The sequence below is a fragment of the Campylobacter concisus genome (assembly GCF_003048875.2).
Lineage (GTDB): Bacteria > Campylobacterota > Campylobacteria > Campylobacterales > Campylobacteraceae > Campylobacter_A > Campylobacter_A concisus_AU.
In genome coordinates this window covers 1,912,964-1,937,899 of sequence record NZ_CP049264.1, presented here as the reverse complement: position 1 = coordinate 1,937,899, position 24,936 = coordinate 1,912,964, and the positions used below count along the sequence as shown (strand labels likewise).

The following is a 24,936-nucleotide window of genomic DNA, read 5'->3' as shown; positions in this document are numbered from 1 at the left end:
AATATTTTCTATAAATTCTATTATTCTTTTAAAATTTACTACGATCAAATAAAACATTTGTAACTTAAAATATCATTAATCAATTCTTACTAGAAAATTAAAATTTATATAAGCGTCATAGAAATATCATCTATTAATTATAAAAAATTTTCTAAATGTAACACATATTAAAATAATGTAACTATATTGTACCTAGGTACAATTTACAATTTCTCCTAATAGTTATAAAATAATGCCAAAATTAATTTAGCCCAAAAGGAATTAACATGGCAAAGAAACTAGGCACAATCAAGTCTATATCAGGTTCTGCTGAGGTTATCGCAGTAGATAAAAGTGGTAACCAAAGAGTACTAAAAGTTGGTGATAGCCTTTATGAAGGTGAGACGGTAAAAACAACTTCAGCTGATTCTAAGGTTGTGATAGCGACAAATAATGGAAAAGAGCTATCAATGATCGGTGAAGATACGCTAAGTCTCGATCCAAAGGCAACTGCTGCTGATTCACAAGTAGCAGCACTTCAAAAAGCATTGTTAAATGGTGCAAATTTAGAAGATCTAGAAGAGACAGCAGCTGGTGGCAATAGCGGCGGTCGTGGTGATGGCATGAGTCTTGGCGAGACAAGATTTGAGCATGGCGGACACTACTCAAACATAAGCGCTAGCACAAGTGCTATCAATCCTTTAGGTGCTGCATCTTTTGCAGGTCCAGTTGAGGGTAAAAGTGGCGGTTTAGATAGCGGTCGTGGTGGTAGTGATGACGATACAGCAGGCACTGGTACTACTATCGATCCAGAAACCACTAGAAAACCAAGCAACCCAGAAATTAAATTCCCAGAAGATACAAACAAAGATGGCAAAATTTCTGATGATGAAAACAAAGCTGGTGATAAAGATGCTGGTAAAACAACAGTAGAAGTTACTATACCAAAAGATGGTTCAGTAAAACCAGGTGATAAAGTAGTTGTTACTGATGACAATGGCAAAAAGACTGAAAAACCAATCAACCAAGATGATATCGATAAAGGTAAGATTGATATCCCAGTTGATCTAAACCCAGGCAAAGATAACAATGTAACAGCAGAGATCATCAATCCAAATAACCCTAACAACCCAGGCAAGGATAGCAAGGTGATAGGTGAAGATAGTGAGAATACTAAAGCTCCAGAAGCTCCAGTAATCAATGAGATAATAGACGATGTTAAGGGCTATGGAGAAGATACTAAAGTTGGTAACGTTCTTGATGTAAAAGGTCATTTAACAAATGATAAAACTCCAACTATCAAAGGCACTGCAAAAGCTGGCTCAAAAGTAGAAATTTATGATAATGGCGACAGAATAGGTGAGACAACAGCTAAAGCTAATGGTTCATGGGAATTTACACCAGAGCTTACTAAACAAGGCGAGCATAAATTTACAGCAACTGCTGAGAATAAATTTGGCAAGAGCACACCAAGCAATGAAGCTACAATCGATCTAGACTCAATCGCTCCAAAACTTGACAATGTTAAAATCACTCCAATTGATACTAATAGCAAAGCTGATGATACAGCAGAGCTAACTATGGGAACAGGTCATACAGATACTCCAAATGCTGAGATATTATTTAGAGATGAAAACAACAACATTATAGGAAAAGGTCACGCTAACAGTTCAGGCGACTTCTTAATTCAACTAGATAAAGCTGTTCAACCAGGTACTCCAGTAGTTGTTCAAGCAATAGACAAAGCTGGTAACGCAGGTACAGATATGGCTATAGCTGGCAATATAGAGCATCCAAATGATCATACAGCTCCAAAAGTAGATATCGATACTGTAACTCCAGTAGATGAGACTAATCCATCAGATGGTACTCCAGATAAAGGTATCGTAAAAGGTAAATCAGATGAGCCAAATGCTCCAGTTGTTGTTACTGATGAAAATGGTAAAACAATAGGTACTGGCACAACTGATGACAAAGGAAATTTCGAAATCACTACTACTCCAATCAAACCAGGTGATAAGGTAAAAGTAGAAGTAACTGATAAAGCTGGCAATAAAGGTAGTGATACAGAGACTGCAGGGGATACAGAGATTTCACATAAAGATCTTCCAGAAGCTCCAGTAATCAATGAGATAATAGACGATGTTAAGGGCTATGGAGAAGATACTAAAGTTGGTAACGTTCTTGATGTAAAAGGTCATTTAACAAATGATAAAACTCCAACTATCAAAGGCACTGCAAAAGCTGGCTCAAAAGTAGAAATTTATGATAATGGCGACAGAATAGGTGAGACAACAGCTAAAGCTAATGGTTCATGGGAATTTACACCAGAGCTTACTAAACAAGGCGAGCATAAATTTACAGCAACTGCTGAGAATAAATTTGGCAAGAGCACACCAAGCAATGAAGCTACAATCGATCTAGACTCAATCGCTCCAAAACTTGACAATGTTAAAATCACTCCAATTGATACTAATAGCAAAGCTGATGATACAGCAGAGCTAACTATGGGAACAGGTCATACAGATACTCCAAATGCTGAGATATTATTTAGAGATGAAAACAACAACATTATAGGAAAAGGTCACGCTAACAGTTCAGGCGACTTCTTAATTCAACTAGATAAAGCTGTTCAACCAGGTACTCCAGTAGTTGTTCAAGCAATAGACAAAGCTGGTAACGCAGGTACAGATATGGCTATAGCTGGCAATATAGAGCATCCAAATGATCATACAGCTCCAAAAGTAGATATCGATACTGTAACTCCAGTAGATGAGACTAATCCATCAGATGGTACTCCAGATAAAGGTATCGTAAAAGGTAAATCAGATGAGCCAAATGCTCCAGTTGTTGTTACTGATGAAAATGGTAAAACAATAGGTACTGGCACAACTGATGACAAAGGAAATTTCGAAATCACTACTACTCCAATCAAACCAGGTGATAAGGTAAAAGTAGAAGTAACTGATAAAGCTGGCAATAAAGGTAGTGATACAGAGACTGCAGGGGATACAGAATTTGTTGATAATACACCTCCAAGCGTAGAAGTTAAAGAGGTAACTCCAGTTGATACAAATAACCCAGCTGATGGCAACCCAGATAAAGGTATCGTAAAAGGTCATTCAGATGAGCCAAATGCTCCAGTAGTTGTTACAGACAAGGACGGTAAAACAATCGGCACTGGTACAACTGATGATAAGGGAGATTTTGAAATCACTACTGACCCAATCAAACCAGGTGATAAAGTAAATGTTGAAGTAACTGATAAAGCTGGCAACAAAGGTAACGGCGAAGGAACAGCTGGCAATACAGACTTTACTGATAAAACAGCTCCAGATGCTCCGATCATCACAGAAGTAATAGATGATGTTAAGGGCGGTAAATTTAACGAAGATGTTAAAGGTGGCACTACAAACGATAGCACGCCTACATTTAAAGGTACAGCTGAGGCTGGCTCAACTATCACTCTTAAAAATGGTAATGATATCATCGCTGAAAACATCCCTGTAAAAGCTGATGGATCATGGGAATTTACACCAAAGAGCCCACTTGTTGAAGGTGAATATAATATAACAGCAACTGCAACAGATAAAGCTGGTAATGTAAGCAATGCATCAAATGTAGCTACTGTAACAATAGATCTTCATACTTCTAAACCAGTAATTAATGAAATTATAGATAATGTTGAAGGGGATACAGGCAACGTGAAAAACGAAAGAATTGGCTGGACAAATGACAATACCCCAACACTAAAAGGTAGTGCTGAGGCTGGTGCAACCGTTGATGTCTATGTAGATGGTAGAAAAGCAGGTAGTGTAAAAGCTAACGAAAAAGGTGAGTGGGAGTATACAACCGACAAACTAAGCGACGGCAAACATTCATTCTATGCTATCGCAACAGATGAAGCTGGCAATGTAAGCGAGAACTCAGGAATTTCTTGGATAAAAGTAGATACTAATCCAGGCGAGGTAGTAATCACTAGAATAACAGATGACAACGGTGATGACGTTCTAAACGGTGCTTATGAAGGTGCTATGAAAGACAATACTCCAACTATTTGGGGTACAGGTGAGCAGTACGCAACTGTAACTGTTAGCGTAAAAGATAGTAGCGGTAAAGTAGTATGGAGCGATGAAGTATATATAGAAGATAGTCTTGGCGATTGGCATATTGATGTACCAGTAGCGTTAAAAGATGGCGACTATACAGTTGAAGCTAGTATGCAAGATTATGTCAAAAACCCAGTTCAAAACTCAAACGTTGTAAGCCTAACAATAGACAATGCAACTGATAAACCAGTCATTAAAGAGATCATTGATGATGTTGAAGGTGATACAGGTGATATAAGCTCTAAAAATAACTGGACAAATGACAATACTCCAACACTAAAAGGTAGCGCTGAAGCTGGTGCAGATATAAAAGTATTTGTTGATGGTAAGATAGCAGGTACTACAAAAGCTGGTCTTGATGGTAGCTGGGAATTTACACCAAGAACTAAACTTAGCGATGGCGATCATACATTCTATGTAGAGGCAACTGATAAGATAGGCAATAAAAATACTTCAGATATTGAAACTATAAAAGTAGATACTAATCCAGGTAAAGTAGTAATCACTAGTGTAACAGATGACAACGGTGATGACGCTCTAAATGGTGCTTATGAAGGTGCTACAAAAGATAATACTCCAACTATAAACGGTTTTGCAGAGCCTTATTCAACTGTAACTGTTAGCGTAAAAGATAGCAGTGGCAAGGTAGTATGGAGTGGTGAAGTTTATGTAGAAGATAGCCTTGGCGACTGGTCTATCACAGTAGATAAACCACTAAATGATGGCGACTATACTGTTGAAGCTAGTATGCAAGACTATGTCAAAAACCCAGTTCAAAATTCAAACGTTGTAAGCTTAACAGTTGATACTGCAACTAACATACCAGAGATCAAAGAGATCGTTGATAATGTAGCTGGTGGCGTAGAAAATGGCGATGTTAAAGGTAAAGTTACAAACGACAATACTCCAACACTAAAAGGTAGCGCTGAAGCTGGTGCAGATATAAAAGTATTTGTTGATGGTAAGATAGCAGGCACTACAAAAGCAGGCTTTGATGGCAGCTGGGAATTTACTCCTAGAACTAAACTTGGCGATGGCGAGCATAAATTTGTTGTAGAAGCGACTGATAAACTAGGACATAGCGCTAAATCTGTAGAAGCAAGCGTAGATGTTGATACAACAATAGGCAATCCAAAAGTTAGATTTGTAGAAGATACAAACAATGACGGTGTTTTAAGTGTAGCTGAAGTAGCTGCTATAAAAGATGGTAAAGCTCACTGGGTTATCGACATCCCAACAGATGGTAGCGTAAAAGCTGGCGACGTGATCCAGTCAATCGATGGCAAAGGTAATTGGGTTAAATTTGTTGAGATTACTGATGAGATGATCAAAGATGGTAGATTTGAAGCTACATTTAACGTAGGTATCAACAAATTAAAAGATGGAAAATATGAGACTCCAGAGTATAGATTTGCTGATGAAGCTGGCAATGTTAGTGACTCATCAAAAGCTAGCCTTTCACTTGACAGCGAATTTAGCAGAAAACCAAGCAACCCAGAAATTAAATTCCCAGAAGATACAAACAAAGATGGCAAAATTTCTGATGATGAAAACAAAGCTGGTGATAAAGATGCTGGTAAAACAACAGTAGAAGTTACTATACCAAAAGATGGTTCAGTAAAACCAGGTGATAAAGTAGTTGTTACTGATGACAATGGCAAAAAGACTGAAAAACCAATCAATCAAGATGATATCGATAAAGGTAAGATTGATATCCCAGTTGATCTAAACCCAGGCAAAGATAACAATGTAACAGCAGAGATCATCAATCCAAATAACCCTAACAACCCAGGCAAGGATAGCAAGGTGATAGGTGAGGCTTCAAGCACTGTTAAAGTAACAATTGATGAGATCATTGATGATGTTAAGGGCTATGGAGAAGATACTAAAGTTGGTAACGTTCTTGATGTAAAAGGTCATTTAACAAACGATAACCTACCAACATTCAAAGGTAGTGCAGCACCAGGCGCAACAGTAGAAATTTATGAGAGCTTCTACACAACCACAGAAAAAACTCTAGTTGGTAAAGTAACAGCTGACGCTAATGGCAAATGGAGCTTTACTCCAACTGAAGCTATGAGTGATGGAGAGCACTACTTTGAAGCAGTTGCTACAGATAAAGTAGGCAACAAATCAACATCTGATAGAGTTTCACTTGATGTTGATACATTTGCAGATGCTCCTGTAATAGACGCTGTAAATGACAATGTAGATAGCCAAACTGGCAACGTTTTAGACGCTAAAACAAAAGTTGCTCTAACAAATGACAGCACACCAACTCTTGAAGGATATGCTGAGCCTGATTCAGTTATCACTATATATGAGATTAGTGAGCTAAATGGCGAGAAAACAGCTATAGGAACAGTCACAGCTGATAATCATGGTGGTTGGAAATTTGAACTACCTGAACTAGGAGATGGTGAGTATAAATATACTACAAGAGCACAAGATAAAGCAGGAAATATCTCAGACTTCTCAGAGGTTGTAGTAGTTAATGCTGATCTAATAGCTCCATCAGAACCAACAATCACATTTGTTGAAGATGTAAATCCAAAAGATGGCAAGCTAAATAAAGCTGAAAATAGCAAAGATGGTGATAGCACTAGCACAAAAGCTCAAATTTCTGTCCCAGGTGATGCTGAAGAAAATGATGTGATCCACTACACTATAAATGGTGAGGAAAAAACACATACTATTACTTACAATGACAGAGTAACTGGATATGTAGAGATCAAAGTACCAGTTGTTGATGGCAAAGCTTCAAGCGTAACAGCTAAGATCGTTGATCAAGCAGGTAATGCTAGTAAAGAAGTATCTGGTAGCATAGACTCAGACTTTACAGCTCCAAATGTCAAGATCACAGGTATCATTGATAACGTAGAGGGTGGCGTTTATAAAGGCAATGTTGCAGGCACTAACACAAATGACAACAAGCCAACTATAAAGGGTACAGCTGATGCAAATCAAGAAGTAGTTCTTTATGATAATAATAAAGAGTTTGGTAGAGCCACAGCTGACAAAGATGGTAACTGGGAATTTAAACCAAGCGACTATAAAGAGCCACTAGCAGATCTTGTTGGCCGTGTTCACGTTATAAAAGCAGTAGTGACAGATGCAGCTGGCAACACTAGCGAAGCAACTTCAGCACTAGAAGTTGATACAACTATCGGCGCTCCAAAAGTATCTATAAAAGAAGATGCAGATAACAATGGAGTTCTAAGCGTAGATGAAGCTAAGAATTTAAAAGATAGTAAGATCCACTGGGAAGTAGAGATACCAAAAGATGGCACTGTAAGCGCAGGTGATGTTCTTCAAGTACTTGGAAAAGATGGTAGGTGGAAGACCGAAAAAGTCTTATCAAATGACGATCTAGGTAAAAGCTTTGAATACGAAGCAACTTTATCAGGAAAACACTTCGAAAGCCCAAGCTATAGAATAGTCGATCTAGTTGGTAACCAAAGCACAGCTATACATGCTAACGTACAACTTGACAGCGAATTTAGCAGAAAACCAAGCAACCCAGAAATTAAATTCCCAGAAGATACAAACAAAGATGGCAAAATTTCTGATGATGAAAACAAAGCTGGTGATAAAGATGCTGGTAAAACAACAGTAGAAGTTACTATACCAAAAGATGGTTCAGTAAAACCAGGTGATAAAGTAGTTGTTACTGATGACAATGGCAAAAAGACTGAAAAACCAATCAATCAAGATGATATCGATAAAGGTAAGATTGATATCCCAGTTGATCTAAACCCAGGCAAAGATAACAATGTAACAGCAGAGATCATCAATCCAAATAACCCTAACAACCCAGGCAAGGATAGCAAGGTGATAGGTGAAGATAGTGAGAATACTAAAGCTCCAGAAGCTCCAGTTATCACAGAAATAATTGATGATCAAAGGGGTGGTAAATTTAACGAAGACGTTAAAGGTGGCTTAACAAATGATAGCACGCCTACATTTAAAGGCACAGCAAAACCAGGCACAACTATCACTCTTAAAAATGGTAATGATGTTATCGCTGATGATATCCCTGTAAAAGCTAATGGATCATGGGAATTTACTCCAAAAACTCCACTTGCTCAGGGTGATTACAGCATAACAGCAACTGCAACAAATGCAGCTGGTAAAGTAAGCGCTCCTTCAGATGCTGCAACTATCAAGATCGATCTTCACTCTGATGAACCAGTCATCACTAAGATCATTGATAATGTAGCTGGTGGCGTAGAAAATGGTGATGTTAAGGGTGGCTTAACTAACGACAATACTCCAACTCTAAAAGGCACAGCTGAGCCATTTGCGACTGTTGAGATCAAGATCGATGGTAGAGGTAGTTATAGATTTGAGAATGGTGAAGTTATCAGCAACTGGACTGCAGTAGCTGATAAAGATGGCAACTGGGAATTTACAACACCTAAACTAAGCGATGGACACCACAACTTCGAAGCTCAAGCGACTGACGTAGCTGGTAACAATAGCCAACCATCTGCTCTAGTAAGCATAGACGTTGATACTCATATCGATGCTCCAGTTATCACTGCAGTAACAGATAACTGGTGGGGTGGTGTTGAAAATGGCGGAAATATACTTGGTGTAAATGACGGCTTTACAAATGACACTACACCGACATTTAAAGGTACAGCTGAGGCTGGTTCAACTATCGTTCTTAAAAATGGCAATGACATTATTAACAAAGACATCATTATAAAAGCTGATGCAAATGGTAACTGGGAATTTACTCCAAAATCTCCACTTGCTGAGGGCGAGTATAATGTAGTAGCTATCGCAACTGATAAAGCTGGTAATGTTAGCAATCCATCAAATGTTGCAACTGTAAATGTTGATATAAGCACTACACAGCCAGTTATAACTGAGATCATCGATGATGTTGCTGGTGGTGTTGTGGGTAATGTTAAAAATGCTCTTACAAATGACAACTTGCCAACTCTAAAAGGTACAGCTGAGGCATTCTCAACTGTTAAGATAATGGTAGATGATAAACTAGTATTTAAAGATGGCAAAGAAGTAACAGTTACAGCTGATAAAGACGGCAACTGGGAATATACATTTGAGGCAAACTTAAACTGGGGTGGCGAAGTGCATGCTGCACTAGAAGATGGAGTACATACTCTTAAAGTTCAAACAACCGATAGAGCAGGCAACAGAAGCGCTGTATCAGAGTGGTCAAGTGTAGATGTTGATACAACTATTGGCGCTCCAACAGTTAAGATAACAACTGATATAAATAGCGATAAGAAGATAGACATAGCTGATGCTTCAGCTCTAAAAGATGGCAAGCTTAAATGGGTTATCGACATCCCAGAAAATACTGTAAAAGCAGGCGATAGGGTTCAAATTCTTGGAAGCGACGCTAAAACTTGGACAGATATCTTTAAAGTAACTGCGCAAGATATAGCTAAAGGCTTTATAGAAAGAGATGAATTTAGCATCGATATGCCAAAATCAAGAGGCTTCCAAACTCCATCTTATAGACTAGTCGATGATGCAGGTAATGTAAGTGAAGGTTCTATGGATGCAGTAAAAATAGTAGGTTTTGCTCCAAAAGCTCCAACTATCATAGCAGTTCTAGATAATGAGTATGGCATAGATCCAAAGAACCCAACCGACATAAACGCTGGAGATACAACTGGTAATGTCTTAGAAGGAACTATAGCTATAACAAATGACAAAACCCCTACGTTGGTAGGTAAAGCTGAAGCTGGCACAACCATCACTCTTAAAAATGGCGATACAGTAATTGCTGATAATATCTCAGTGGATGTTAACGGTAATTGGCACTACGAACCAAAGGAGAATTCTCCATGGGCTGATGGCGACTATAAGATCACAGCAATTGCTAAAAATGTATTTGGCAAAGAGAGTGAGTCTTCAAGTCCAATCACTGTAACAGTTGATACTACAGCGCCTGAGGTAACTTTGACAAGTATCGAAGATAATGTAAAAACCAACGATGTAGTTGATTTTACAGGAAACGTCAAAGACAAATTTACTAATGACAATACTCCACTTCTAAAAGGCACAGCAGAGGCTGGATCTGTAATCATCATAAAATATGGTGAGCATCATGAGAATGAGGTTACCACTAAAGCTGATAAAAATGGTCATTGGGAATACAAGATCACTAATCCTCTTAGCGATGGTGAGCATATAATCTCATACCAAGCAGTAGATAAAGCTGGTAACACTAGCCTTGAATATGTAGCTAATGTAACAGTTGATACTAAGATAGTTGATTTAAGGATTGATTATCTTGGTGATAAAAACCATGATGGTAAATATAGCTGGAGCGATAATATATCTAACGAAAATAACGTTATATATTGCTGCGCTAGATTCTCAAAAGAGGCAGTTGATCAAGGCTTAATTAAAGTTGGCGATAAGCTATATTATGAAGTTCATTCAAATGTTGGAGCATGGAATAAAGGTGTTGTTAAAGAACCAATAACTATTACAGAACTTGATCTTAAGAGAGGATATGTGGATCTAACTTCTGTTGCAAACATTACCTATCCATCAAAAGAGTTAATACCTTTTGGTAAAACAGCTAATGGCTTTAACCTAAGCGCTAAAGCTTATTTAGTAGATGAAGCTGGAAATATGGGCAAACAAGCAAGTGAAGATCTAGTATTTGACTTTAGTGATAAGCCAGCTGATCCTGTTAAAAATACAAAGATCAATGCTGAAGCTATCTATGGAGATAATGATACAGGCTTATGGCTAGAAGGACACGGACCAGTACTAAAAGCTTCTACTGAGTTGCAACCACAACTAAATGGTAATGATAACTATGAGATAGATGTCAAAACTATAACTCATAAAGCAGAATTTACACTTGGCTCTGGTGATGATGTAGTAAATATCCATAAGAGCGGTAATGGCTGGGGTTGGATAAATATGGACTCTAAGATAGATCTAGGCGATGGTAATAATAGATTAATTGTGGCTGCAGATCTTGATCACTCTACTGTTATATCTGGTAAAGGCGATGACTATATAGAGATCAAAGACGATGTTGCTAATGGTGCTAAGATCATCACAGGTGCAGGTAATGACACTGTGATAGTAGGAGATACAGTAGCAAATACTATATTTACCAAAGTTGGAATTTCAACTGGCGATGGCAACGATAGCGTAACTATCAAAGGTGATGCTATAGATAAAGCTAAGATAGATCTAGGCAATGGCGATGATACTCTAACTATCAAAGCAGCACATGTAATTAGTGGCGTAGATGATAAAGGTGCCCTTGATGGTGGCAAAGGCTATGATAAGCTAATCATATCTAGTCCAGAAGATACTATAGATCTAAAACATGTTTCATATCATGCTAAGAATTTTGAAGAGCTTGATATATCTGGTGCTAAAAATACTACCCTAGAAGTTAGTATCAAAGATGTCCTAGATGTGACTGATGATAAACATACGCTAAAAATCACAGGCGATAAAGGTGATACAGTTGATCTAAAAGGCAATGGATGGCATCAAGGTGCTTCAGAAGATGGTTACACAACATATACAAACAACACCGTAACTATTCAAATCAAAGACGAGATCCACGTTATCTAGTCTAAAAATATAAGCAAGGCAGGGAGTCTGCCTTGCTTTGAATTTGTTTGCGGTGAAGGGAGTTTGTATGCAAAGCGAGAAGACAAAAAATTTACTCGATGAAGTAAATGAAACAATAGATTTTATATTTAGAACCTGTAACAGAAATGGCGGCACGAAGAAGGCTTTAGAAGATAAAAAGCTAAGTAGAGAAATTTTAAAAGATAAATTTAAATCGATCTTTTTAAAATTTGGCCAGATAGATGAGGCTAGTTTTAAGAGTGCGATCCTCGCAAATGAGGAAGCAAAAGAGCTAAACGAGATAGCGATAGCTCTTGAGATAGACAAAGATGTAAGCTTGCTAGAGCTAGAGCGAGCGATAAATTTTGACCTAACTAGCGTCAAAGAAGAAATTTATAAATTTCAAAATAATAACTAATACACTAGGTGTGAGAGGGGGTCTCACACCAAAATTTAATAACTAAACACTTCTGGATCGATAACCATCGCTCTATAAGCGACATCATCTCTTGATGCAGAATCCACATCCATCTCAAATTTTATATCATTTGTCTTTGGGTCGATCTCGACTAAGACCATTTTGATAGTCTTGTCAGGGCGAAGTAAATTTACATTTGAGCTTGAGATAAAGTAGGTGCTTTTATCCTTTTGCCACTCGACATTGCTAGTGACTGCGCTATAAAAGTCAAATCCACGCTCCTTGCCAAACTGCCAAGTCTGCTCAACCGTGCCCTTTTTCTCATCTATCTTGTATTCAACCGCACGGGAGTATTTGTCCTCTTTAAAGGCTGGCTGCTCCATGCCCCTGCCGTCGCCATTGTCAAAGACGCTTATATGTTTTATGTCGCCCTTGTTTTCGTATCTTGGCGTTAGCCATGCGGTGTGCTGTGTCCATGACCAGTCAAATTCGCCCTCGCATTTTGAGTTTTCACATTTTATCTTGTTGCCTTTACTATCTACTGGAGTTAGCACTTTTGCTTTAAAGTCCTCGCTCCAGCCCTCAGGCGAGGCTAATATCCATTTTACTTTTTTATCTCGTCCTATCTTTACGATGCCTTGGTGACGAAGCGAAAGGATGATGCTATCATCGCTCTCATCGTATGAGATAGAATTTACATGCGCCCAGTTTCTGCCTGTGCCAGTGGAGGTGACATCGCCAAATGGCTGATCGTCGCTTATCTTGATCTCTTTTGCGTCCATGTCGATATTTAGGCAAACAGCCCTAGCATCAAGTGCTTTTATGAGGTTGCTACGATAAACGTTGTTGCCAAAAATTTCATTTAGATCCCACTCTTCAACCACCTTGCCAGTGTTATCGACCTCGATGATGTGGTCTCTTATGGTATGAGAAATTTTGCCATTTTTGTGATGATAGTTGTATTTTGCTACTCTAAGAAGTGCGTGATCATCTTTTAGTGGCATCACCTCGTGGCTTAGGTCGATGTAGCCTCTAGGTAGTGGGCGGTTGTAAATTTCTTTTCCCATTAGATCATATCTAAGATATCTTTGAGCCATGCCAAAGCTGATATCGCCGTTTTTTAGCTGATGAAAGCCCATCATCATACCCCCATCCATCACTCTTCTCTCGCTACGGTCGTAAAATTTCTGATAGTCAAGGTACCATCTGACCTCACCTTTGGTATCTACGATGTAGTTTTCGGTAAAGTCGTTCCAGCTAGCAGCTCCACCATTTTTCCAATCAAGCGGTTTATAGATGCTTGTGATCGTGTTGTTTATGAGATAGAGCCTGTTTTTAAAGGCAGGATCGACCTTTTTGACGTGAGTTTTTTGCATGTGTGAGAATCTAAAATCACGGCTATATGTGACGATAGGTTGGGCGTAAATTTTATATGTCTCAACCTTTTTAGCTCCGTTAAATGTATAACTAAGCACGACCTCGTTTAGATAGTCGGGATAAAGTCCCCAAATAGGCACACCATCATGCGTGAGTAAGGCATGCTCTGAGACGTTGTAGTCGATATCTATGCCGCCATCTGGCTTGCCTTTTACTTTGACGTGGATATCTTTGATGTCTTTGCCGGCTCTATCGATGACAGCAGTTAGCGGAGATACGTCGTAAGGGTTTATAAAGACTGATCCAAGCTCGCCTTGAACCTTCACGTGATGAGCCAAGACACCAGCCTCCAGTGGCGTGACGCCTACACTAATACCACTAATCAAAACAGCCGCAAGGGCAACAGAACCTAAGAAATTCTTGCTCATTTTCGCTCCTTTTGTAGAAATTTAATGATATCTTACTCCACAAAACTAACGCAGAAATAACACTTAGGTAAAGTATGGCTTAAATGGTAAAAATAAATATAAAATTTTTGTTTAAAGTATATAGAGAGTAAATTTAGGAGCGAAACGCCCCTAAATTTTAGTTATTTGCGTCAAATTTCTTAAGAGAAAAGAGAACAAATTTGTAGCTAATAAATAGCGTTACTGGCCAAAGTATCAAAAAAATTCCTGCTTCTAACATCTTTTATCCTTAGTATGCGTGATGATCGTTTTTGATCTCATCTTGTGTGATCTTCTTGCTATCTATCGCTCTCCAAACTACGACGATATAAGCAAGCACGAAAGGCACTAGCAAGCTAACATAGGCCATGACGCCAAGTGTGTAGTGGCTTGAGCTTGCATTTTTGATAGTTAGCGAGCTAGAAAGATCGCTAAATGACGGATAAAATGCTGTGCCATTTAGTCCTGTTATCAAAAATAGTGCGGTCACAGCTAGCGTAACGCCAACGCCGTAAGCAAAAATTCCACGGATGCTTTTTGTAAATGCTCCTTGGAAAATTCCAACAAGCACCAAAAGCACGCCAACAAGTAGCAACACGCCAGCGATAGGCATCTCGATCAAATTTATAGCGTATTTGTAAGCAACAAGGCTAACTACGCCGTTTGCGTCGTATGCAAAGCCATCTTTTGTAAGTATCCACGCAAGAAATCCTAGGAAAAATGGCAAGAATAGCACGGTATTAACAAGTAGCTGTTTTCTAGCGTTTTGTATAAATTCGCCATCAGCGATGTTGTTCATAAGATATAAGCAGCCGCCTATGCGAGATAAGAAAAACATCGCTATGCCAAGCAAGTACAAGTAAGGATTTGATAAAGCTTCAAGACCACGAAATGGAGTTTTCCACTCGACAAAGTTGTGCTCATTTAGCACAAAGTCACTACCGCTAAAGAATGTACTAACCGCCATACCAATAAGGATAACACCAAGCGAGCCATTTATGAAAAGGAAAATTTCATAAGTCCTAGCGCCTAAGAAGTTATCAGGCTTTTTGCGGTACTCGTAGCTTACAGCTTGGATGATAAAGCAAAATAAAATAGCCAGCCAAACCCAGTAAGCGCCACCAAAACTAGTAGCGTAAAATAGCGGGAACGCCGCAAAGCACGCGCCACCAAACATAACAAGCGTCGTAAATGTAAGCTCCCATTTTCTACCGATAGAATTTATGAGCATATCTTTTTTAAGCTCGTCCTTGCCAAGGCTAAAGATGAGCGTTTGACCGCCTTGAACAAACATCATAAATACCAAAAGTCCGCCAAGAAGGCTAACTATAAACCACCAATAAATTTGTAAATTTTCTAAGCTTAAACTATGCATGATCGTTAAATCCTATCTTTATTTGCTTAAGCATGATCTTGATCTCGGCAATTAGCAAGACCGTAAATAAAACAGCAAATAATATAAATGAAATTTTGACATTTGAGTCAGATAAATTTGTAGCTCCGACGCCGACGGTCATGAGATCTTGTATTGCCCATGGCTGACGGCCGACCTCTGCTACTATCCAGCCAGCCTCAGCTGCGATGTAGCCAAGCGGTATGGTAAAGAGGCAGATCCACAAAAATGCTCTTATGTTTTCAAATTTATATTTTCTTGAGAGATTTAGATAAAGAGTGATAACAAAAAGAGCTATGAAGTAAGTGCCAAGTGCGACCATGATGTGGAAGCTATAAAATGTAAGTGCAACTGGCGGCACAGCATCTTTTGCGTCCTTAAGATAGCCATATCCTAAGAAATTTAGGTTGCTCTCTAAATTTGAAAGTGAGCTTTTCATCAAGCTCTCGTCATTTGCTTTTTTAGCCTCTTTGTAGTTTTTAAGAGCTTCGATAGCGACTTTGCCTTTTGCCATCTTCTCTTCAACGCTTATTAGATTGTGCTCGCTATTGCCATAAAGTAGGTCGTTTATGCCTGGTGTAAATGAGTCAAGCTCTCTGTTTGCCATGATGCCAAGTGCGTAAGGTACCTTTATCTCAAGTAAAAAGGCATCGCTCTCATCGCCAAGCTTTTTAGCTGGGTTTAAAATGCCAGCAGCAACTAGGCCAGCGTTTTTCTCGCCCTTGTAAAGTCCCTCCATGGCTGCAAGTTTCATAGGCTGCTTTTGAGCCGCAAGATATGCGCTCTCATCGCCACTAAGTAGCAAAAATGCCGAAGTGATAAGGCCAAATGCACTAGCAACGACGATGCTTTTTTTAGCAAGCAAGATGTGGCGTTTTTGGATCAAAAACCAAGCAGAAATTCCTATCACAAAAAGAGCCGAGATAGTGTAGCCGCTAGTTACTGTGTGTAAAAATTTAGTTATGCCAAGTGGATTTAGTGCGACTTCGAAGAAATTTTGCATCTCCATTCTAGCTGTATCTGGGTTAAATTTCATGCCTATTGGATACTGCATCCAGCCATTTGCGATCAAGATCCAAAGTGCACTTAAATTTGAACCGATCGCAACAAGCCAAGTTGAAAGCAGGTGAAATTTCTTACTGACTTTATCCCAGCCAAAAAACATAATGGCAAAAAATGTACTCTCCATGAAAAATGCTAGCAAGCCTTCTATCGCAAGCGGAGCGCCAAATATATCACCTACAAACCAGCTATAATTCGCCCAGTTTGTACCAAACTCAAACTCCATGATGATGCCAGTAGCAACGCCGATAGCGAAATTTATACCAAAGAGCTTTAGCCAAAATTTCGTTATCTCAAGCCAGGCCTTATCGCCAGTTTTGACATATATCGTCTCCATAATGGCGATGATAAAACTTAGCCCCAACGTAAGCGGGACAAACAAAAAGTGGTAAATGGCAGTCAGCGCAAACTGAGCCCTAGACCAATCAACAAAATCCATCTCAGACATTTTATTCCTTTATTAAATTACGAATTACAAATTCGCTTTTTTCTTCGTCGGTTTGAAATTTGGTATTAAGGGTCTCGTCAAAGATGAAGACCTTTAAAATTCCAAACATAATGATAAGCTTTATCGCTATGAGAAGCCATAGTTTCTTGCCTATTTTCATATTTTTAAAGCCGTCTATATATAAAGAGGCAATGTTTTTTAAGCAGTTTTTAATCATGATGCCGAAGTCTATAACAAAAAAACTTAAAGAATAATTTTTAAAAATTGCAAGATTAATGCCTTACTAAATATTTAAGGGGTATAATCGGCAGATTAAAAAATAACTAAAGTTAAGGAAATTTGATGGCAAAAGAGACGAAGTATATTTTTATCACAGGCGGCGTTTTAAGCTCACTTGGAAAAGGCATCGCAGCTGCGTCTATCGCGACATTACTTAAAAATTCTGGCTTAAAGGTGAGCGTCTTAAAAGCTGACCCATATATCAACGTAGATCCAGGCACGATGAGCCCACTAGAACACGGCGAAGTCTTTGTTACAGACGATGGCGCTGAAACAGACCTAGACCTTGGTCACTACGAGAGATTTTTAGATGAGAGCCTAAGTCAGGATAATAACTTCACAACGGGTAGAGTTTATAGCTCGGTTATCGAAAAAGAGCGCCGTGGCGATTACCTTGGAAAGACTATACAAGTGATCCCTCATATCGTTGGTGAGATCGTTGATCGTATCAAAAAAGCAGGCGAGGGCAAAGATGTACTCATCGTTGAGATCGGCGGAACCGTTGGCGACATCGAGGGACTCCCATTTTTAGAGGCGATAAGGGCGCTAAGAGTAGAAGTTGGCAAAAAAAGAGCGCTAAATATCCACCTAACGCTCGTGCCATTTATCAAAGTAGCTGGCGAGCTAAAAACAAAGCCAACCCAGCACAGCGTAGGCGAGCTAAGACGCATCGGCATAACCCCAGATATCATCATCTGCAGATCTGAAATGCCGCTAAACCGCGAGCTAAAAGATAAGATCGCAGCAAGCTGTGGTGTGGAGAAAAACTGCGTCATAGAAAGCTTAGACAGTGCAAGTATCTATCAAATTCCACTTTCATTTTTAAAGCAAGATATATTAACACCGATCGCTGAAAATTTAGGCTTTGGCGAGCTAAAACCAGACATGGCAAACTGGGATAGCCTAGTAAAAAGGATCATCGCTCCAACGAACGAAACTACAATCGCCTTTGTAGGCAAATATATCGATCTAAAAGAGAGCTACAAGAGTCTAACTGAGGGCATTATCCACGCTGGAGCAAATTTAGATGCTAGGGTAAATTTACGCTGGATAGATAGCGAAAAGATAGAAGAGAGCAATGTAAATGAGCTTTTAAAAGACGTGGATGGTATCTTAGTAGCTGGTGGCTTTGGCGAAAGAGGCGTTTTAGGCAAGATGCAGGCCATAAAATTTGCTCGTGAAAATAAGATCCCATATCTTGGAATTTGCCTTGGTATGCAGCTGGCACTAATCGAGTTTGCAAGGGATGTTTTGGGTTTAGAGGATGCAAATTCTATGGAATTTAACAAAGAGTGCAAAAATCCTATCATCTATCTAATAGATAGCTTCATCGATGCCCACGGCAAAAAGCAGATAAGAACGCACACAAGCCCACTTGGCGGCACTATGAGGCTAGGTGCTTACAACTGCGACATCAAGCCAAAGACGCTTTTGGCTGAAATTTACGGCAACGCAAAGAGCGTAAAAGAGCGACACCGCCACCGCTACGAGGCAAATCCAAAATACAAAGAGGTCTTTGAAAAGGCTGGTCTAATAGTAAGTGGCGAAAGCGACGGACTAGTAGAGGCGATCGAGCTAAAAGGCCATCCGTGGTTTGTAGGCGTGCAGTGTCACCCTGAATTTACTAGCCGCTTAACTAGACCAAACCCTGTGATACTAGGCTTTATAAAAGCAAGCTTGGCTAATCACGTAAAATGATAAATTTGGCAAGTTTTCTTGCCAAATTTTCTTTAAATTACTCTCAAAATTTATATTAAAAATAAAAGTAAACGTATTATTGATAAAATTTAAATCATTTAAGTATTTTTTAATCTTGCTAAACATACAATGCTTACGCAATCATTTATAAAGGAGAAAAAATGAAAAATTGCGTTTTAAAAAGTGTTTTGGCACTTTCACTTGCTGGCTCATTTGCTTTAGCACAAGGTGGATTTGTCGGAGTTGAGGGCGGCTATGATTTTAGCTCAAAGCTAACAGATGATACTGGTAGCGCAAAGGATAGCAGACCTAATATTGGTATCAAAGGCGGTTATGACTTTGGAGTAGCTAGAGTTTATGGTGGATACTTCTATCATACAGAGGGCAAGAAGAGCAATAAAGGTTCAGTTAATGGTGTTAGTGGCACAATAGATGCAAAATGGACTAATCATAAACTTGTAGTAGGTGGTGATTATACCCCAGCAATAACAGACAACTTTAAACTAATTGCTGGTCTTTATACAGGTATCTCAATTATTGACCTAAATTTAGAAGCTAGATCATCTACTGTAAGAGCTACTTATGACCTTACACAAGCTGGATGGTTATTTGGTGCAAGACTTGGTGCTGAGTATAGTTTTGATGAACACAATGCACTTGAGTTTGGTGTAAAAGCTGATAGATCTTGGTATGACACAGATGAAATTAAAAATCTTAAATCAACAGATATCGGCGCTTACCTAGGCTATACATATAAATTTTAATTTTTGGGGTCTTATGACCCCTTATTTTTACTTAAAATTTCCCTCATTTTTTACTTCAAATTTACAATGGCTAATTTATAAAGAGTATCAATTTAACAAAAGTTTTTTGCCCTAAAAATCTTACTTTCAATGAAAATTATAAGAAATTAAATTTCAAAAAGATATAATCAAAGCATTCAAAATAAAGACGAAAGATTACGATGAAAAAAAAGCATTTTTGTTGCCAAAATTTTGGCAGTTTGGGCGTAAATTTAAGTGAGCAAATAGCATTAGTCAAAGTTGGCAGGGCGTCAAAAAGTCCTTGCCAAAGCTATGTTAACTAAAGAGGATATTAGGAATTTACTAGCACGTAGATTTTGTAACGACATACACAAAAAACTTAGTGAAATTCCAACGCCAAGCGCCCTAAAAGATATCTACAAAGGCGCTAATCGCATCAAAGAGGCGATCGAGAGAAACGAGCATATCGCTATTGTTGGCGATTATGACGTTGATGGCGTGGTTTCAAGTGTGATTTTAGCCGAGTTTTTTGATGATCTTGGTGTAAAAAACTACCTAGTAAAGATCCCAAATCGCTTTAAGGACGGATATGGCTTAAACCCTGAGATCATCGACGAGCTTGCAAACGATGTGAGTCTAATAATCACCGTCGATAACGGCATATCAGCAAATGAAGCAGCTAGCATCTGCAAAGAAAAAGGCATAGATCTCATCATCACAGATCACCACATGCCACCAGCCATTTTACCAGAAGCCTACGCTATCATCAATCCAAAACAAGAGGACTGCAACTTCCCAAATATCGAAATTTGCGGTGCTGAAGTGGCTTGGTATTTGGTTGGAGCGCTAAAGGATGTTTGCAAGCTAAACTACGATATGAGCAAGTTTTTAGAGCTTTTAGCCATCGCGATAATAGCTGATATGATGGAGCTAAGAGATATGAACAGGATGCTTGTTCGCATGGGTATTTGCAAGTTAAATGCCTCGAAACGCTCGGCATTTTGCGTCATAAAAGAGTTTTACGGCAAGGATAAATTTGAGTGTGATGATATCAGCTTTCTTATAGCGCCTCTTATAAATTCAGCCGGACGCATGGACGATGCGATGAATTCATTTAACTTCTTGCGTGCAAAGAGCATCGAAGAGGCCTACGACTGCCTTGATACGATCATTGAATTTAACAACTCCAGAAAAGAGGAGGAGCGCCAACTCTTTGAGTGCTCACTAAAGGACGTAAAAGAGGACGATGAGGTTATCATTACCTGGGGCGAGCAGTGGCATGAGGGCGTGATAGGCATCGTGGCCAGCCGCCTGGCAAAGCACTTTGCAAAGCCAGCTATCGTCTTTAGCATCGATAAAGGCCGCGCAAAAGGCAGTGCTAGAAGCGTTGGCAAGCTTGATATCTTATCACTCATCGCAAGCCACGAAGATCTGCTAACAAGCTATGGCGGTCACAAAGGTGCAGCAGGACTAACTCTTGCGCCTGAAAATTTGGAAAAATTTAAAGAGGCGATAAATAAAAGCTGCTCGTGCCTAAATATGCAAGAGTGCAAAAGCTCAGATGAGCTACTTGGCGACATAATGCCAAGCGAGATCGACTTTGAGTTGCTTGAAATTTTGGAATTTTACGAGCCATACGGACAGAAAAATCCACGCCCAGTCTTTAAGATAGAAAATGCCGTCGTTAAAAACGAGAGGCTTATAGGCAGGGATCAAAACCACTTAAAACTTATCTTGCAAAAAGACAACAAAACGCTTGAGGCGCTATTTTTTAACTTCACAAGGCATGTTAGAGTGGGTGAGATGGTGGATATCATCTTTTGCGTGTCTAAAAATTCGTTCCGCGGGCTTGTTACGCCACAGCTTCTCATAAGAGAAATTTTGTAAATTTGAGATGAAAATGGCTTTAAATTTTTACTCTTTTATTAAAGTAAAAAGATGGACAAACTAAGAAGAAAAAGAACAAGTAAAGTTAAGAATAAAAAAGAGGCAGATCCTTCTAATGCCAATAATGCCAAACTAAGCACTACTCATAAATTTATAATATCGATTGCGCTTGGCATCTTCTTGGCTCTTTGTGAGATAGCTTATAAAGAGGCTAAAAAACATGAATGCGAGGATCGCTGGGATAGATCATTAGGACCAGAAGCGCTTGGCGGCGGCGGTATAGTGCGTGGCCTTTTAAAGGCTGGCTGTGGTGCTGAAAACAGCTACGAGCATCACTATATACATCATAGAAGAGGATGGTAAATTTAATACTTCGACTAGCTCTTTGTCCTCTTGCATTACACTTGCAAATGCTTCTTAGGATACCAAATTTTTAGATATTTTTTGAAAGTTATAAATTTTATCTATTAAATTTAATGGGTTATTTGATAAAAATACAGAAAAGCTAGAAATTTAAGCTTTTTTTAGAAATAGTTTATCTCTAAAAAAATCATTTAGCTGACCTCTTATATCGCAGCCTCTCGTGCGAGAAAATTTATAGCATTTTTTTGAAATTTAACGACTAGGTGTTACTTTTTAATAATTAAAAATTTTATAAATTTATCTTTATAAATCCCTAAAATACGAACTTTATAAACAAAGTAAATTTATCAATGCTTATTTAATATTATAAATTAATAATTTTTTAAATAAAAATCCGTAAAATTACATTTACATTATATTTTTAAAGGATTGAAAATGAAAAGTTCATTTTTGAAAGCTAGCATGATTGCATGTGCGGTTTGCTCATTTGCTATGGCAGAGGGAGCATTTATTGGTTACGAGGGCGGATACTCTTTTGCGTCAAATGTAAAGTTATCTGAGGCTAACGATGGAGCAAGACTTAGGAAAGGTCAATTTAACAGTGGCATAAAAGCTGGTTATGATTTTGACAACTTCAGAGCTTATGGTGCTTATTTTTATAATTTTCAGACTAAAAAAGAGTTAGAAGATGATGGTGAAAAATATACAATTAAGTGGAATAAACACAGCTTTCTAGCAGGTGCCGACTATACTCCAAGCATTACCAGCGATGTTAAGCTTGTAGCAGGTGCTTATACTGGCGTTTCAAGAATAAAATTTAAGGTAGATAATTCAGATAGTGCACAACACTCAACTGGTTTTGTTTTGGGCACAAAATTCGGTGCTGAGTACTTACTTGATCAAAACAATATTTTAGAGGCTGGCGTTAAGGCTGACTATACTTTTTATAGAAAAATTGAAGAAGTTAAAGTTAGAGAGAGCAACATCGGTCTTTACGTAGGCTACACTTATAAATTTTAATTTTAAACATTCCCTCCTTAAGAAATTTGCGTCCTAGTTTGGGCGCAAATTTATCTCTAGTATTTTTACCATTAAATTTAATATACTTTCCAAAAAGGACACAAAATGAAGAAAATAATATTGTCTCTATCTATGCTCTTGACCTCTACGTTTGCAGTTGATTGTGATAATGCATTTATTAAAGCTGTTGTAAGCATGATCGATGAGCCAGCTCCCACAAGAGTCGATGAAAATAGCGTAATAACGGGTGCTACATGCGAAAATGAGACCCTAAAAACCACGTTTGTTATAAATGATAGCGAGGATATTAAATTTAGTAAATTTACTAAAGAACAGATAGATGAGTTTAAAAAGTTGCAGACTGAAATGCTAAAAGAGGACTTTTGTAGCAGTAAAAACCCTCTTATCGATAAAGCCTCGTGGATATACAACTACGCAAATGGCAAAAATTTTACTGTGATAAATTTGACAAAAGAGGATTGCAAGTAGGATTTTCTGGGGTTGCCCCCAGAGATTTAAGCTTTTTTGTCTTCAAGCTCTTTTAGGTGTGCTTTTACAAACTCACCAAATTCGTCTTGAGTTAGCACTCTTTTAGCAAGTTTTTCCTTGCATTTTTTGCCAAGCTCGCCAAGTGTTGCTCTGTTTTTTTGGCTTTGTGATTTGCCAAATTTTGAAAGGATCGCATTTAGCTCATGCTCTTCACCGAAATTTACTAGCTCTTTATCTAGTGCCATTTTCTCTCCTTTGTTGAAAAATTTTGTGTAATTTTAAAATTTAATAGTAAATATAGATGAATTTAAATTTAAAAGCTCACAAACTATGAAAAATAGGGCTTTGTTAAATTTAAATTTCATATAGATTAAACGCGTAATAGTAAAATCACGAAAATTTTTAAAGGAGAAGTATGAAAAATTTACTTGTAAAATCAAGCTTGGTTTTAGCTTTAGTTAGTTCAGCTGCACTTGCGCAAGGTGCATTTGTCGGTGGCGAGGGTGATTATTCGTTCAATTCAAAGATCAAAACTAAAAATATCGCAAAAAGCGAAAAAAATAACTTCAACAAAGGTCACTACGGACTTGGCTTTTATGGCGGTTATGATTTTGACAGCTATAGAGCGTATGGTGGCTACTACTACGACTTTAAAGCTAGAAAAAATGCTGGTGAAGCAGACGCAAAATGGAGCAAACATAAGCTTATAGCAGGCGCTGACTACACACCAAACATCACTGAAAACTTTAAAGCCGTACTTGGCGGTTATGCTGGTCTTGGTTATCTAAGTGTTAGACAAAGCTTTGAAAACGAAACTAGTAAGAAAAATTTCAAAGGTTTGTTAGTTGGCGCAAAAGCTGGCGGTCAGTACTCATTTGACGCTCACAACGCGCTTGAGTTTGGTCTAAAAGCTGATAAGACATTTTATAAGAAAAATAGCGGCGCTCAGCTAAGAGATACAAGTGTGGGAATTTACACAGGCTACACTTATAAATTCTAAAAAATCTAAATTTATGGCAAGGCTTAGGCTTTGCCTCTCCTAAAAACTCAAATTTATTATTTAAATTTATAACTCAAGCAACTTTTAAGTGGCACAAGATAGAATGGCTCTTATTTAAAAAGGAGAAAAATGAAAACAAAATCGCTTCTTGTCATTGTACTCTGTGCCGTTTTTGGTAGCTTTGCCTTTTGCGATCCAAAAAGCGAGCCAATGCTAACAAAAAGTAGAAATTTAGTTGGTCAGACGGTGCCAGGCGCTATTTTGGGCGTTAAGGTGCCAAAGGAGTATCAAGCGAAATTTGATAGCGCAAAGCCTAGGATGCAGGAATTTTTAGCAAATATGGCATGCTATAAGGCTAATAAAAATGATAAATTTATGGAAGGTGGCACAAGGGCACCTGCGCTACGAAGAGATGATAGCTATTCAAAAAGGGCTAGTGGCACTTGTAGCGACAGCGTCGATATTTTGAGTATAGAAAATGTGAAATTTATCGCCAAAAACGCATTTAGCTTTAGCGTTACATTTATCACAGCAGATGGCGAAGAGACTACAAAATTTGATGATATTGTATTTACGCAGCACCCAAGCGGCGAGTGGCTAGTTAGGTGGTAGTT

Annotated in this window: 15 protein-coding genes; 10 read left to right on the top strand and 5 right to left on the bottom strand. The window is 38.5% G+C overall.

Going from position 1 to position 24,936, the window contains the following annotated elements; all coding sequences use genetic code 11:
* Window positions 1-266: 266 nt before the first annotated feature.
* Window positions 267-11,678 carry a retention module-containing protein gene (locus tag CVT07_RS09660; protein WP_196375730.1) on the top strand — a complete coding sequence of 3,804 codons (11,412 nt, stop codon included), beginning with the start codon at window positions 267-269 and terminating at the stop codon, window positions 11,676-11,678.
* A 67-nt stretch (window positions 11,679-11,745) separates the two neighbouring features.
* Complete coding sequence (locus CVT07_RS09655; RefSeq protein ID WP_107937244.1) at window positions 11,746-12,096, top strand: hypothetical protein; 351 nt, start codon at window positions 11,746-11,748, stop codon at window positions 12,094-12,096.
* 35 nt (window positions 12,097-12,131) lie between these two features.
* Here CVT07_RS09655 and CVT07_RS09650 read toward each other — a convergent pair whose 3' ends face one another.
* The 4 genes from CVT07_RS09650 to CVT07_RS09635 form a co-directional block, all read right to left on the bottom strand.
* Window positions 12,132-13,901: an aryl-sulfate sulfotransferase gene (locus CVT07_RS09650; protein ID WP_107937242.1), complete on the bottom strand. Its 1,770-nt coding sequence runs from the start codon at window positions 13,899-13,901 to the stop codon at window positions 12,132-12,134.
* A gap of 268 nt (window positions 13,902-14,169) precedes the next feature.
* Window positions 14,170-15,297: a cytochrome d ubiquinol oxidase subunit II gene (locus CVT07_RS09645; protein ID WP_225724083.1), complete on the bottom strand. Its 1,128-nt coding sequence runs from the start codon at window positions 15,295-15,297 to the stop codon at window positions 14,170-14,172.
* Complete coding sequence (locus CVT07_RS09640) at window positions 15,287-16,822, bottom strand: cytochrome ubiquinol oxidase subunit I (protein WP_107937238.1); 1,536 nt, start codon at window positions 16,820-16,822, stop codon at window positions 15,287-15,289. Before CVT07_RS09640 ends, CVT07_RS09645 begins: the two co-directional genes overlap by 11 nt.
* Window position 16,823: 1 nt before the next feature.
* The gene (locus tag CVT07_RS09635) at window positions 16,824-17,039 is read right to left on the bottom strand and encodes a DUF4492 domain-containing protein (RefSeq protein ID WP_009295224.1); all 216 of its coding nucleotides are present in this window, start codon (window positions 17,037-17,039) and stop codon (window positions 16,824-16,826) included.
* A gap of 125 nt (window positions 17,040-17,164) precedes the next feature.
* Here CVT07_RS09635 and CVT07_RS09630 point away from each other — a divergent pair, with 125 nt between their 5' ends.
* The 6 genes from CVT07_RS09630 to CVT07_RS09605 all read left to right on the top strand — a co-directional run bounded on the left by CVT07_RS09630 (window position 17,165) and on the right by CVT07_RS09605 (window position 23,322).
* Window positions 17,165-18,799, top strand: coding sequence for a CTP synthase (locus tag CVT07_RS09630; protein ID WP_002940617.1), 1,635 nt, complete (start codon window positions 17,165-17,167; stop codon window positions 18,797-18,799).
* A gap of 161 nt (window positions 18,800-18,960) precedes the next feature.
* Window positions 18,961-19,563: an outer membrane beta-barrel protein gene (locus CVT07_RS09625; RefSeq protein ID WP_087583587.1), complete on the top strand. Its 603-nt coding sequence runs from the start codon at window positions 18,961-18,963 to the stop codon at window positions 19,561-19,563.
* Between the two features lie 312 nt (window positions 19,564-19,875).
* Window positions 19,876-21,450: a single-stranded-DNA-specific exonuclease RecJ gene (gene recJ / locus CVT07_RS09620; RefSeq protein WP_107937236.1), complete on the top strand. Its 1,575-nt coding sequence runs from the start codon at window positions 19,876-19,878 to the stop codon at window positions 21,448-21,450.
* 51 nt (window positions 21,451-21,501) lie between these two features.
* On the top strand, window positions 21,502-21,813 hold the full coding sequence (locus CVT07_RS09615; protein WP_107937234.1) for a hypothetical protein: 312 nt from the start codon (window positions 21,502-21,504) through the stop codon (window positions 21,811-21,813).
* A gap of 435 nt (window positions 21,814-22,248) precedes the next feature.
* The gene (locus tag CVT07_RS09610; RefSeq protein ID WP_230855702.1) at window positions 22,249-22,833 is read left to right on the top strand and encodes an outer membrane beta-barrel protein; all 585 of its coding nucleotides are present in this window, start codon (window positions 22,249-22,251) and stop codon (window positions 22,831-22,833) included.
* Window positions 22,834-22,938: 105 nt separating this feature from the next.
* Complete coding sequence (locus tag CVT07_RS09605; RefSeq protein ID WP_159071305.1) at window positions 22,939-23,322, top strand: hypothetical protein; 384 nt, start codon at window positions 22,939-22,941, stop codon at window positions 23,320-23,322.
* A 26-nt stretch (window positions 23,323-23,348) separates the two neighbouring features.
* Here CVT07_RS09605 and CVT07_RS09600 read toward each other — a convergent pair whose 3' ends face one another.
* Complete coding sequence (locus CVT07_RS09600) at window positions 23,349-23,567, bottom strand: hypothetical protein (RefSeq protein ID WP_012140605.1); 219 nt, start codon at window positions 23,565-23,567, stop codon at window positions 23,349-23,351.
* 170 nt (window positions 23,568-23,737) lie between these two features.
* On the opposite strand from CVT07_RS09600, the gene CVT07_RS09595 reads away from it, so the two are divergent.
* Together CVT07_RS09595 and CVT07_RS09590 are read left to right on the top strand one after the other, a co-directional pair.
* The gene (locus tag CVT07_RS09595) at window positions 23,738-24,322 is read left to right on the top strand and encodes a hypothetical protein (protein WP_012140604.1); all 585 of its coding nucleotides are present in this window, start codon (window positions 23,738-23,740) and stop codon (window positions 24,320-24,322) included.
* A gap of 129 nt (window positions 24,323-24,451) precedes the next feature.
* On the top strand, window positions 24,452-24,934 hold the full coding sequence (locus CVT07_RS09590; protein WP_107937231.1) for a hypothetical protein: 483 nt from the start codon (window positions 24,452-24,454) through the stop codon (window positions 24,932-24,934).
* Window positions 24,935-24,936: the final 2 nt, after the last annotated feature.

Coding starts and splice junctions, on each gene's coding strand:
- CVT07_RS09625 (WP_087583587.1), top strand. CDS start 18,961: ATGAAAAATTGCGTTTTAAAAAGTGTTTTGGCACTTTCACTTGCTGGC.
- CVT07_RS09590 (WP_107937231.1), top strand. CDS start 24,452: ATGAAAACAAAATCGCTTCTTGTCATTGTACTCTGTGCCGTTTTTGGT.
- CVT07_RS09635 (WP_009295224.1), bottom strand. CDS start 17,039: ATGATTAAAAACTGCTTAAAAAACATTGCCTCTTTATATATAGACGGC.
- CVT07_RS09605 (WP_159071305.1), top strand. CDS start 22,939: ATGAAGAAAATAATATTGTCTCTATCTATGCTCTTGACCTCTACGTTT.
- CVT07_RS09650 (WP_107937242.1), bottom strand. CDS start 13,901: ATGAGCAAGAATTTCTTAGGTTCTGTTGCCCTTGCGGCTGTTTTGATT.
- CVT07_RS09615 (WP_107937234.1), top strand. CDS start 21,502: ATGGACAAACTAAGAAGAAAAAGAACAAGTAAAGTTAAGAATAAAAAA.
- CVT07_RS09595 (WP_012140604.1), top strand. CDS start 23,738: ATGAAAAATTTACTTGTAAAATCAAGCTTGGTTTTAGCTTTAGTTAGT.
- recJ (WP_107937236.1), top strand. CDS start 19,876: ATGTTAACTAAAGAGGATATTAGGAATTTACTAGCACGTAGATTTTGT.
- CVT07_RS09655 (WP_107937244.1), top strand. CDS start 11,746: ATGCAAAGCGAGAAGACAAAAAATTTACTCGATGAAGTAAATGAAACA.
- CVT07_RS09600 (WP_012140605.1), bottom strand. CDS start 23,567: ATGGCACTAGATAAAGAGCTAGTAAATTTCGGTGAAGAGCATGAGCTA.
- CVT07_RS09660 (WP_196375730.1), top strand. CDS start 267: ATGGCAAAGAAACTAGGCACAATCAAGTCTATATCAGGTTCTGCTGAG.
- CVT07_RS09610 (WP_230855702.1), top strand. CDS start 22,249: ATGAAAAGTTCATTTTTGAAAGCTAGCATGATTGCATGTGCGGTTTGC.
- CVT07_RS09630 (WP_002940617.1), top strand. CDS start 17,165: ATGGCAAAAGAGACGAAGTATATTTTTATCACAGGCGGCGTTTTAAGC.
- CVT07_RS09640 (WP_107937238.1), bottom strand. CDS start 16,822: ATGTCTGAGATGGATTTTGTTGATTGGTCTAGGGCTCAGTTTGCGCTG.